Genomic DNA, 12159 nt, shown 5'->3' on the forward strand with positions numbered 1-12159 from the left:
GTGGATAAAAAGAAGATCCTTGAATACGCGCTGGAAGAAGCAAAAAACGGCAAAGACTTTGGCGAAATACGGAGCGATTTATCTCAATTTGGTTTAGCCGATAAAGAAGTTACCGAAATCATAAAATACGTTGATAACCAACTAATGAACGATGCGCTTCGCGGAAGCGTAAAGAGTCATAAAAGAGAATACTTCTTGGTAGGGTGTTTTTTGTTGATCATCGGATTATTCATCACTTTGGGAACCTATCTAGGAATCATATCTATGGGAAATAGCTATTTAATTTCTTACGGCCCAATCATAGCTGGCCTTGGTTTAATCGTTACAAATCGATCAAATCGTTGAGTTTTTAATTAACTTCCCAACTTTCTGCAATTCATGACTAAGCGTACACCGGCACTCGGATTTATTCTCTTTACGGTATTACTAGATGTAATAGGAATCGGGATCATTATACCGATTATCCCCGATTTATTAATGAACGAACTGGGTGTTCCTACTACAGGCGAAGCTTCACGAATTGGAGGTTTCCTGATTTCAATTTACGCCATCGTTCAATTCTTCTTTGCTCCCATTCTTGGCGGCTTAAGTGATCAATATGGCCGTCGTCCGGTTATCCTTATTGCACTTTTTGGGCTTACAGTTGATTATTTAGTCGTTGCCATGGCACCAACATTATGGTGGCTTTTTCTGGCTAGAATCGTAGCAGGAGTTTGTGGAGCAAGTTTTACCTCCGCTTCGGCTTATGTAGCGGATATCAGCGCACCAGAAGATCGGCCGAAAAACTTTGGTATGATTGGGGCAGCATTTGGACTTGGATTTATCCTAGGCCCTGTCGTTGGTGGTTTGCTTGGTGAAATAAGCACGAGATTGCCGTTCTACGTCGCGGCCGCTATTACTGGCTTAAATTTCCTTTATGGATTCTTCATTTTACCAGAATCTTTGAGCAAAGAAAATAGAAGAAAATTCGACTGGAAGAGAGCCAATCCAGTGGGTACTTTCAAGAGCCTTAAGAAATACCCATCGCTAAAAACGCTTTTTATTGCCTTTTTAATCATCTACATAGCTAGTCATGCTGTTCAGAGCAATTGGGCATATTTTGGGAAAGAAGTATTTGATTGGAGTAAGTTTGACATCGGCCTATCGCTGGCTATAGTTGGTTTTTTTGTGGCAATTGTACAGGCAACACTTATTGGCAGGTTTGTGAAAAAGTTTGGACAGAACAAAACGATCTACATAGGACTGGCCTTCAATCTGATCGGCTTTATTCTGTTTGCCTTGACTACTGAGGAGTGGATGATTTATGCATTTCTTGCTGTTTATGTAATGGGAGGACTGGCAGGCCCTACATTGCAAGGGATCATGTCATCAAAAGTTCCAGCAGATGAACAGGGGGAACTTATGGGTGCCATCACAAGCTTGCAGAACCTTGGTAACATTATTGGTCCGCTTGTAATGACAGGTACCTTTTCTTATTTCGTCTCCCAGGCAGATGTCTATTTTCCAGGGGCGGCTTTTGCATTAGGAGCGCTCTTTTCAATCGTTAGCGGTACTATCATTTATAAAACCATATCAAAACAAACAGATTCGCTAACTTCATCTTAGAACCACTTTTTAAGCGATCTTGAAGTTAAATATTCGTAACGAAACACATCCTCTAAGAGCTGTCATTTTAGGTATTGCTGATGATATGGGACCAGCGCTTGATATAAATCCCGTCAGTAAATTTCACATGGATAATGGTAGTTACCCTACCGAAGCCATCATAAAAGAGGAACTCTTAACCGTACAGCAAGCACTCGAATCTGAGGGCATTAAAGTTTATCGGCCTGAAAACATTCCCAATACGGAGCAAATCTTCGTGAGGGATATAGGTTTTGTTATTGACGAAACTTTTGTTGTTGCGAATATGAAAGAGCCTGTAAGGCAAAAGGAAATTAAAGGGATAGAAACGCTTTTAGATGAAATTAATCCAGAATCGATTCTACGTTTGCCGAAGGATGCCACGATAGAGGGTGGTGATGTAGTGCTTTACAATGATCACATTTTTGTAGGAATCAGTAAAAGAACAAACAACGCTGGATTCGAATTTATTCGGCAGGCTTTCCCACACAAAAAAGTACATGCTCTGCCCTTGGTTGTAAATGACGACCCTGCAACTAATATTCTCCATCTTGATTGTGCGTTTCAACCAGTTGGTACAAGTAGTGCTATATTATATGAGGAAGGGTTCCTGACCACTCCGGAAATAATCCATGAGTTATTTCAGCCGAATGAGTTAATCCATGTAAACAGAGAAGAAAAACAACGCATGTTTCCCAATATCTTCTCAATAGCCCCTGACCTAGTCTTAGTTGAAGAGCAGTTTACTGAATTAATAGAAGCATTGCAGAAAAGAGGTATTCGTAGCATTAAAACTCGCTACAGCGAAACCTCAAAACTCAGCGGGTTACTTAGGTGCTCAACTTTACCGCTATTTAGGCATCACACTACTGGATAGTAACAGCTTTTACCCTTAATCCGTATCTTGCTAAGTACAGGTATGGAAGTAAAAATAGATGTATGGATAATACTTTTTATAGCGGCTACCGCTCAAGGTATGTTCTTGACATTGATGCTTTTTCAAAGAGCAAAAGGCCGTCAGTTGGTCTTAGCCTCGCTAATGCTACTATTCACCGTCACCATAGCGTATTACGTCACTTTCTGGACTGGCATTAGCCAACATATTAGTCGACATTTTCAAATCATTTTAACGTTTATCTGGCTATTTGGCCCTTTGTTTTATGGCTATGCTCGATCGGAAGTCCAGCATAAGCTACCTAAGAGCTTATGGGTTCACCTGCTTCCTTTTTTATTGGTGAATATGGCAGTTTACCTGGTGCCATTATTCAATGTTAGCTTTCGTTATTATGGCTTATTTACATCCATTGGATCATTTCATGTCTTGGGCTATGCCCTGGGTACTTACTGGATGCTGAGAAAAAGTAAAGTCAGCAAAAGCCTTCTTTTAACCTCTTTCTCATTTCTAGGATACGCAATTTGCCTAATATCTTACTATGTTCTTTCCTGGACTGGCGTATTACAGCTCACTCACGACTATCTGGTTTCAATAGGTATGACTGTCTTTATCTACTTGATCGGGTATCGCGGTTTCAAAAACCCTAACCTTATAAACTCGAAACAACCAAACAAATACCAGAAGTCCCTACTGAGTCATCAATCTTTATTAGACATAATGAAAAAGGTAGACGCCTTACTTATCGATGAAAAGCTGTTTTTAGATGGAGAACTTAAACTCAGTAGTATTTCTCAAAAGACTGGTTTCTCTTCGCACGACATTTCCCAAGCTATTAATGTGATTAAAGGCCATGGATTTAGTGATTATGTCAACAAAATGAGGGTCGATCAAGCGGTACTTCTCATGAACTCTTCGGCTTACGAGAAAGAAAAATTGATCGCCATTGCTTTCGAATCGGGATTCAATAACAAAACGTCTTTTCTGAATGCTTTCAAAAAACACACTGGCCGAACCCCCTCAGAATTCCGAAAATCGATCTATTCACAAGCTTCGTAATACAAGTTGAGCTAAATCCTTATAATTCTTAACAAAAAAGGGTAGCTCAACACTTGCTACCCTTTCAGTTAAAATCGTAACTACTCTATTTACGCTGTCCGTTTTCATCCACGAAGTAAAGCTCTACTCTCCTATTGAAAGCTCTACCTTTGGTGGTTCTATTCGAAGCAATTGGCAAGTCTTCGCTAAATGTTTTTACAATGAGCTGATCCTTATTCACCCCTTTGTTTACCAAATAGTTATAAACCTTACTATATCTTCTTGCACCAAGGGCTACATTGTAAGGGTCAGTACCGTAGGAATCTGTATGACCAGCAACCATAATCCTCAAATCTGTTCTTCTTTTTAATAAGTCAGCCGCTTCATTAAGCCGCTCAAAGTAACGTTCCTTAATCTCTTGTTTATCGAAATCGAAATAAACGATCGGTAGCTCTATCAATTCCTCTTCAGCAACGACTGGTGCAGCTTCTGCCACTTTTTCAACGGGTTGCTCCACTGTTTCCGCAGAAACAACCTCTTCTTTCACATCTTCGACCACTTCAGCAGCTGATTCTTCCTCTGGTTCTGGTATCACGACGTCTTCCGTTGATGGGGACTCCACTGGGACATTAGTTGGGTCTAAATCGAAGCTATTGATCATCTTGACATAGATTTCCTTGTCATTTCTATCACATTCACCAATAAAGAAGTCTTGCTCTATATCAAATTCATCTCTGAAAAGAACTCTAATCGTGTGCTCTTTTTCGTAGACTACCTGACCATTTTGCTCTACCCGCAGGGTAAAGTCGTTCTCGATCGGCATGTTCATAGAATAAACACCATATTCGTCTGTAGTGGCCGAATACTCATCTTCCTTGCCCACAACTGAGATTTTAGCGTTAGCAAAAGGCGTTTGATTGTCGCAGCCCAATAGCTTTCCCTGAACTTGTGATTTGTTAAATAAAATAACTCGATAGATGTCGTTTTCACCATATCCTTCCGGACGACTTGATGAGAAATATGCATTCTTACCGTAAAGTGTAAAGAAAGTGTCGTCAGTAGGTAAATTGATCGGAGCGCCTAAATTTTCAGGCTTAGAAAATACACCACTTGCCGTGTCCAATCGTGTGCTAAAAATATCATAGCCTCCCATAGAATCGTGTCCTCTTGAAGCAAAATAGAGCGTTCCATCCCCAGCCACAAAAGGAGCATCTTCATTTAAAGGGGTATTCAATTCTTCAATAGCATATGGTTTAGACCATTTGCCATTATCGAGTTTGTGCACGATGTAGAGGTCTGAATTTTCGACGTTATTTTCGAAATCAGAGGCATAAATGATCGAATTGCCATTATTGTAGATGAAAGCGTGTGCTTCCCACTTGGAAGTGTTAATCGGCAGCTTTTCTCGTTCACCCCAAACACCATTTGCTCCTAGGCGAGACATATAAAGGTCGTCCTCTCTAAAAGTGATTAGCGTACTGTCATTATCCAATAGTTGAATAGGCGCATCGAACGTATCATCTGAAGCATACCCTTCCAAAGGACTATCCTTATTCCAATCATCGGTTTCATTCATTTGAGCGGTCATCACTTGCTCGTAAAAAATCCCATCATCGGATACTTCTCCTAATCCTTGTCGCCTTGCAGTAAAGAAAATACCACGTTGATCGGCCGTCACTACTTGGCTATACTCTTGCCCAGAAGTATTAACATTTGGGCCTAAATTCTTAACAATGATCTCTTTAGGACTTGCTAGAAGCGTTCTGGCATTTTGAATATTATTAAAAATCCTGAAATACTCAGATTTCGCATATTCGGCTAGATCGTTTTGCTTCACACGCCTAATGACGCGCTCTGCATCTTCCACTTGCCCGCCAAAAAGATAGGCTTCGGCATAGGTTACCCAAAAAACTGGGTCTTCCTCCGCAAAAGGAAGTGCCTCTTGAAAAAGCGCGTAAGACTTCTCGAATCTATAGCGTTTTGAATGACAAATAGCGGCTAACCATTTGGCTTCATAATTCTTTTTCTTCTTCTTAATAATTGGTTCCAAGTAGCCCAAAGCCACTTCCCAATCTTTTTCATCCATTGCACCATAGACCTTATTCAAATTCTGCGCTTGTAATGACATAGTACAAACGGCAAACAAGGCCACAACTAAAAATGCAGATCTTCTCATTACTGATACATTTAAGTAATTAGTGATTTAAACCCAATAAAGGGTCAAGCAAAAAACAGTTTGATGGTTAATTCGTGTCGAGGACGTATAAGTGATTATACGATCGTAAGTTAAGAATTATTATGTAATCGATCTACTCTATTGCTTAAACTCAAGAATTTTGTCTCGATCAAAGGTGACATAAATGCTTCTTTCCTTTACTTCTAAAGGTGCAGTAGAATAAAAATAAATAGCCAAATTCGACGACGCAATTATTGCCTCGTTAAAGTATCTATCACCTATAAATACCGATTTTTTCAGCTCAACTTTCACGCCTTCCCCTTCCAGGTTGTAAGCACAATATTCTGCTCGAACAAAACAGCTTTCTACATTCAACGCTTTCGAAAAATCATTGATTCGGCCAAAAAATCCAGCAATTTCTAAGTTTAGGGGGGAATTATATAGATTTGCCACCGTGTCATTTTGAATCAACTCTCCCTCTGACAGAAACACCATTCGATCTGCAATCCACATAGCATCGCGTGTATCATGAGTCACAAACACAAGACTCAACTCTTCAGACTTTATAATATCGACAAGCTCCATTAGTAAGTTCTCTTTCGTGATAGGATCAAGATTACTAAAAGGCTCATCCATGAGCAAAAGTTTAGGCTCTTCGGCCAAAGCACTAGCAATTGACAATCTTTGTAATTGTCCTCCCGATAACTCATTTGGTTTACGATCGGCAAGCGCGGCAATACCACAGAGGTCTAGTAGTTCGGCTGTTCTTTCTTTTTGAAACTGTTTGTCAAATTGTAAGAGTACATATTTCACATTCTCCTCAACAGTCATATTGGGCTTCAATTGAAAATCCTGAAACACCATTTTAATATCGGGATGCCCAGCTATGAGTTGTTCTTCTGGGTTTTCTAACCTTTCCCCATTAAAAAACACCTCACCAGTGTCTGGTTTCATTAAACCAGCAATCATTTGGAGTATAGTGCTTTTACCAGAACCACTTTTACCGATAAGTGCTAATACTTGGTTTTCTTCCAGGATGAATGACACATCATTCACTGCTCCAAATTGCTCACCGGGGTATGTTTTAGAGATTCCTTTTACTACTAACATTAATCACAATTCATAAAAAAGGCCACCAAAATGGTAGCCTATTGAGTTCTTTATCTACTGGCTATTCACCGTAACTTATTCGGTATATACAATGATTAATATCATCTGAAACCAAAATTGAACCATCAGGCATTTCCATAACATCAACCGGCTTGCCCCAGCCATTGTTCGATGCTTTATCTAACCAACCGTCAGCAAATATCTCACTCTTTACCACTTTATCTCCTTCAATTTGGACAAACCTAAGCTGATAGCCTATATGACCAGCTTCCTTACTTCTGTTCCATGATCCGTGCTGTGCCACGATCAAATTATTCTTGTATTTCGCCGGAAACATATCGCCTTGATAAAACCTAAGACCTAGTGGTGCTGAATGTGGTTCGTATTTAAATGCAGGTTCAACGAATTCGTCTCTCTGCCTTTGATCCCCAAAATCTGGATCTGGAGTATCTCCTTGGTGCCAAAAAGGAAAGCCGAAATGATCACCTTGAGCATTTACATGATTTAACTCGCAAGCAGGACTGTCATCTCCCATCCAATCTCTTCCATTATCATTAAACCACATATCCCCTGTTTCTGGGTGCCAGGCAAAACCAACCGTATTCCTCACCCCTTTCACGTATACTTCCATATCAGAACCATCAGGGTTCATTCGTGTAATGGATGCATAAACTTCGTTATCATTTTCCTTGTCGCATACATTGCAAGGTGCACCAACAGGCACGTATAATTTACCATCGGGACCAAAAGAAATGAATTTCCAGCCATGGTGACCATCTGTAGGGTACTGGTCATAAATAACTTCAGAAACAGGGTTTTCTAGGTTACTCATGATATCAGCAAACCGATGAATGCGATTTACTTCAGCCACGTAAAGATCTCCATCTTTAAAAACGACACCATTGGGCATGTTCAGCCCTATCACGATGGTATCGACTTTGTCGGCCACCATATCACCATTAGTATCGGTCAAAGCATATACATTCTTTTGACGCCTATTGCCAACAAAAACGGTCTTTCCATCTTCCGTCCTCGCTAAAGACCGTGCGTCAACAATATTTGGAGCATAAATGGAAATTTTAAAGCCTTCCGGTAGATTCACAAGTGATAGCAGTGAATCGTATTCGGGAAAACTTACTGTGGCTACATTATTCTTATTACATGCCGCAGTTATTGCCATAATGACGACAAATAAGGACACTAGAATAGTTTTTTTCATGGTTTAAGATTTGAAACGAAGGTATCAAAATTTCTAAGAGTGGCATTAAAACTATTTTATCAATGGTCCATGTTTGATTTGTTTGTGGGAAGGCTAATTTTGCGGCATGATTGCCATCAATAACCTTTCTTATCTCATTGGAGATCGTCCACTTTACGAAAACGCTTCTCTACATATTAAGCCTAATGATAAGATAGGTCTGATCGGTCTAAATGGTAAAGGAAAATCTACGCTCCTTCACCTCATTATCGGGAATTATCAAGTCACTTCCGGAGAGATAACTAAAAGTAAAGACTGCACGATTGGCTTTTTAAATCAAGACTTATTGTCTTACCAATCCGATGACAGCATCGTAAATGTGGCCATGGAAGCGTTTAGCGAAGCCAATGCGCTACAGGCTAAAATTGACGATATACTCAAACAGATGGAGGTCAATTATGAGGAACACCTCGTCGATAAATTAACAAGGGCGCAAGATCAATTTGAAGCCTTGGGCGGCTATAGTTTACAATCTGAGGCGGAAGCTATATTAGAGGGGATCGGCTTTAGAACAGAAGATTTACAAAGGCCTTTAAGGGAGTTTTCAGGGGGCTGGAGAATGCGTGTAATGCTAGCGAAGCTTTTACTTGAAAAGCCTTCCTTACTTATGCTAGATGAGCCGACCAACCACTTGGATTTACCTTCTATTCAGTGGATAGAAAACTATCTGAGAACGTATGAGGGTGCTATTATCGTGGTTTCTCATGATAGAAAATTTCTCGATAATGTAATCACCTCCACTGTTGAAGTAGCACGGCAAACGCTAACTCAATACTCAGGTAATTATTCATTCTATTTGAAGGAAAAAGCACTTCGAGAGGAAATCCAAAAAGGGGCCTATGAAAACCAACAACAACAAATAAAGCAAACGGAACGCTTCGTAGAACGCTTTAGGTCTAAAGCTACAAAAGCTAGACAAGTGCAGTCGAGGGTAAAATCTCTTGAAAAAATGGATCTGATTGAAGATGTTGTTGACGAAAATGTCACCATGAATTTTCAATTTGGTTTCAAACAAAAGTCTGGTCGATATATCATTGAATTGGACAACATTTCTAAGTCTTATGGTGATTTAGAAATTCTTAAGAATACATCGGCTAAAATCGAGCGTGGCGATAAGATTGTACTGATTGGTGCTAACGGTAAAGGAAAATCCACCATGCTAAGGATTATTGCCGGTACCGAACCGATCGAAGGGCAAAGGAAAGAAGGTTTTAATGTACTGACGGCATTTTACGCTCAGCATCAGCTCGAAGCGCTGAATTTAGAAAATGAGATTCTGCAAGAACTCCAACAAGCGGGTAGTAATAAATCCGAAAGAGAGCTAAGGGGTATTTTAGGTTGTTTTTTATTCCAGAATGAGGACGTATTCAAAAAGATAAAAGTACTATCTGGAGGAGAGAAATCACGGGTGGCTCTATCAAAGACTTTGCTATCGGAAGCAAACTTTTTGATGATGGATGAGCCAACGAACCACTTGGATTTCCTTTCGGTGAACATTCTTACTCAGGCTTTACAGCAATATGAGGGTACGTTTGTGATCGTTTCTCACGATAGACATTTTGTCTCGCAAATCGCCACCAAAGTATGGTTCATTGAAGACGGTCAACTCAAAGAGTACCCTGGCACTTATGACGAATACGCACACTGGCAAGCAAAACGAGAAAAAGAAGCGGCCGCAGCGGCCGTTCAAAAGACAGTAGTTGAGCCTAAGGTAAAAACCAAACAGAGCAAGCCCAGAAACAATGAGAGCGAACAAAAGCTCAAAAAACTCAAGAAAGAACTAAGCAGTATAGAAGATCAGATTGAAGGATTAGAGCAACAGATTAAATCGGTAGAACTCGAAATGGGAGATCAGTCTGTTTTTAGCAATCCCGATCTATTAGCTGAAAAGAGTCAAAACCACCAGATGCTTAAGGAAAAGGCTGAAAAGCTCAATAAAGAATGGGAATCACTCGCCGAAGAGATTGATGATTTAGAAGGCTAGCCTTACTCCTCTTTTCTGGTCAAGAAATAATTTACAGAAAGCCCAAAACCGATCGCTGACGATGGCGAGCTTGCAGATACATTGCCTGAAGAAAAGAATCTTCTATAATTGAAGTCAGCACTTAAACCTAGCTTAGGATTTAATCTGTAATTGACACTTACACCAGAAATACCACTGAAATTTGTTCTGTTAAGAAAGTCGCTGTCACTAGGATTCGCTTTTCTTGTGTCAAGAAAATTCAAATCACCTTTTACTTTATAGGCAAGGAAGTAGTCAATTCCCGCCCCAAGTTGAAATGAGACATCTAGTTTTCCCCAGGTGGCCACTTTATACCCTATGGTAGATTGTATGAATAAACTCTGAATCGTATTCTCAATGTTATAAGTCCCAATGAAGAACACATTCTCTGCATCAAACCCAAAAGGTATGTAAATAGGCAATGATCTTCCGTCTTCGACCGAATAGGAGTTTGCAGAATTTCTAAACTTAAATTCTGAGTAACGCAAACCGACATTTAGCGTCAGTCTTTTACTCATATCGAAAGATGCTCCTATTCCAGCACTAATCGCACCTAGGGCCTCTCCTTCCGAATTATCTACAGCGCCATCAAGTGTCGAAAAATTATTGGCCTCTCTTAATGCAGCGGATTCAACGACATCTGCGGAACCAAGCCCTGACGAAATATTGAGAACATTATTACCAAATGAGCCATTCAAACTCCTCTCTCTACTAATACTGGCCACAGACTGCGTATTTAGTGCCTCAGCATTAGCTTTAATGATACTATCTGTATCTGATTTCTGATTTGAAGAAGCCTGCAAATCACTCAGTTCAGTATCCAAAACAGATTCGTTCAAAATTGACTCGCTTGATTTCTTTTCTCCAGTTAGAGACTCTTTAGTTTTTACTTCACTCTTATCGACGGCAGCAACCGTTTCAGCCTTCAATAAGTTCTGATCGATTATTCTATCCGATATAGTCGCTTCATCATTTGTGAGTTTCGCTGCCACTTTGCCCCCTTCACTCTCAACATTTGAAGTTTTAGCCAATAAACCATTGACCAAAGGCTGTTTACTTAAACTTTTATTTTCATCATTCGACTCACTAGAAGCAAGCGCATTCTTGTCAATTTTCTCATTAAGATGTGCCTTAGTATTTAGAGAATCTTTGACTTTCGAATCATCATTAGATTTGGCAGTCAACTGGGTTTCCGGAGTCGGCTTATTGTTCGAAGCAAAGAATCCATCGCGCCATAAAAAACCAAAAGTTGTGGCTATGATTAGACCAGCGGCTACCCCGTAGGTCTGCCACATAAAGAATATTCCTTTTTTCTTTTTAGGTCCAATAGCAGATTCAACACCTGCCCAGACTCGTTCTGATGGTTGAAATTCAACACCATCGAATGCGTCTTTCATATTATTTTCAAAACTGCTCATGACATTGAAATATTAGATTGAACAACTTGATTTGCCTCATCGAGCATTGCCTTTAATAAAGCACGAGCTCGCGCGTACTGTGACTTTGACGTTCCTTCAGAAATTTCTAATTGTTCGGCTATTTCTTTATGCGGATAGCCTTCTATTGCAAAAAGGTTAAACACCGTTCTACAACCAACTGGTAACTTGTGAAGCATGGCCATTATTTCAGTAAAGTGTAAATGAGAAATCACCAACTCTTTCTCTACATGCAGCGGCGTTTTCTCTATATCCAACATCGGTTGTTCATATAGCTTTCGCCTATTATGATTGATCGATGTGTTAATGACAATTCGTTTGAGCCAAGTCAAAAACTGGGCTTCCTGTCTGAAGGATTCAAGGCTATTAAAGATTTTTATAAATGCATCTTGGAGTATATCTTCGGCGTCCTCTTGTGACTTACCATAACGCATAGCCACTGGCATAAGCTTTGCAGCATAGCGATCATAAAGTTCGCGTTGCGCCTTAAGCTCACCCTTAATACATTTATTAATTAATTCTATATCTTGAATCATTGACGCCAAGGACCTTCGCCTTCAAATAATATGACACAACAAAAAACTAAAAGGTTGTTAAGGCAAGAATTTTTAAACCAAACGGTTT

Annotated in this window: 10 protein-coding genes; 5 read left to right on the top strand and 5 right to left on the bottom strand. The window is 39.9% G+C overall.

Annotated elements, in window-relative coordinates:
* The 4 genes from BFP71_RS15880 to BFP71_RS15895 are packed head-to-tail and all read left to right on the top strand — an operon-like array spanning window position 1 to window position 3574.
* On the top strand, window positions 1–345 hold the full coding sequence (locus BFP71_RS15880; RefSeq protein ID WP_069836419.1) for a hypothetical protein: 345 nt from the start codon (window positions 1–3) through the stop codon (window positions 343–345).
* 33 nt (window positions 346–378) lie between these two features.
* Window positions 379–1605 carry a TCR/Tet family MFS transporter gene (locus BFP71_RS15885; RefSeq protein WP_069836420.1) on the top strand — a complete coding sequence of 409 codons (1227 nt, stop codon included), beginning with the start codon at window positions 379–381 and terminating at the stop codon, window positions 1603–1605.
* A gap of 19 nt (window positions 1606–1624) precedes the next feature.
* The gene (locus tag BFP71_RS15890; protein WP_088125080.1) at window positions 1625–2500 is read left to right on the top strand and encodes a dimethylarginine dimethylaminohydrolase family protein; all 876 of its coding nucleotides are present in this window, start codon (window positions 1625–1627) and stop codon (window positions 2498–2500) included.
* Window positions 2501–2542: 42 nt separating this feature from the next.
* Entirely contained in the window at window positions 2543–3574 is a 1032-nt protein-coding gene (locus tag BFP71_RS15895) for a helix-turn-helix domain-containing protein (RefSeq protein ID WP_069836422.1), read from the top strand.
* An 85-nt stretch (window positions 3575–3659) separates the two neighbouring features.
* On the opposite strand, the gene BFP71_RS15900 is transcribed toward BFP71_RS15895, so the two are convergent.
* From BFP71_RS15900 to BFP71_RS15910, 3 genes are all read right to left on the bottom strand, one after another.
* A complete protein-coding gene (locus BFP71_RS15900) occupies window positions 3660–5729 on the bottom strand; it encodes an OmpA family protein (RefSeq protein ID WP_069836423.1) in 2070 nt (689 codons plus the stop codon).
* A gap of 138 nt (window positions 5730–5867) precedes the next feature.
* Window positions 5868–6839 (bottom strand): ABC transporter ATP-binding protein, encoded by a 972-nt coding sequence (locus BFP71_RS15905; RefSeq protein ID WP_069836424.1) that lies wholly within the window; start codon window positions 6837–6839, stop codon window positions 5868–5870.
* A 61-nt stretch (window positions 6840–6900) separates the two neighbouring features.
* Window positions 6901–8058: a PQQ-dependent sugar dehydrogenase gene (locus BFP71_RS15910; protein ID WP_069836425.1), complete on the bottom strand. Its 1158-nt coding sequence runs from the start codon at window positions 8056–8058 to the stop codon at window positions 6901–6903.
* Window positions 8059–8164: 106 nt separating this feature from the next.
* On the opposite strand from BFP71_RS15910, the gene BFP71_RS15915 reads away from it, so the two are divergent.
* Entirely contained in the window at window positions 8165–10081 is a 1917-nt protein-coding gene (locus BFP71_RS15915; protein WP_069836426.1) for an ABC-F family ATP-binding cassette domain-containing protein, read from the top strand.
* A 2-nt stretch (window positions 10082–10083) separates the two neighbouring features.
* Here BFP71_RS15915 and BFP71_RS15920 read toward each other — a convergent pair whose 3' ends face one another.
* On the bottom strand, window positions 10084–11517 hold the full coding sequence (locus BFP71_RS15920) for a hypothetical protein (RefSeq protein ID WP_069836427.1): 1434 nt from the start codon (window positions 11515–11517) through the stop codon (window positions 10084–10086).
* A complete protein-coding gene (locus BFP71_RS15925) occupies window positions 11514–12071 on the bottom strand; it encodes an RNA polymerase sigma factor (protein WP_069836428.1) in 558 nt (185 codons plus the stop codon). The genes BFP71_RS15920 and BFP71_RS15925 overlap by 4 nt, the downstream gene beginning before the upstream one ends.
* Window positions 12072–12159 lie beyond the last annotated feature (88 nt).

Origin of the sequence: Roseivirga misakiensis (genome assembly GCF_001747105.1) — a bacterium.
Classification (GTDB): domain Bacteria; phylum Bacteroidota; class Bacteroidia; order Cytophagales; family Cyclobacteriaceae; genus Roseivirga; species Roseivirga misakiensis.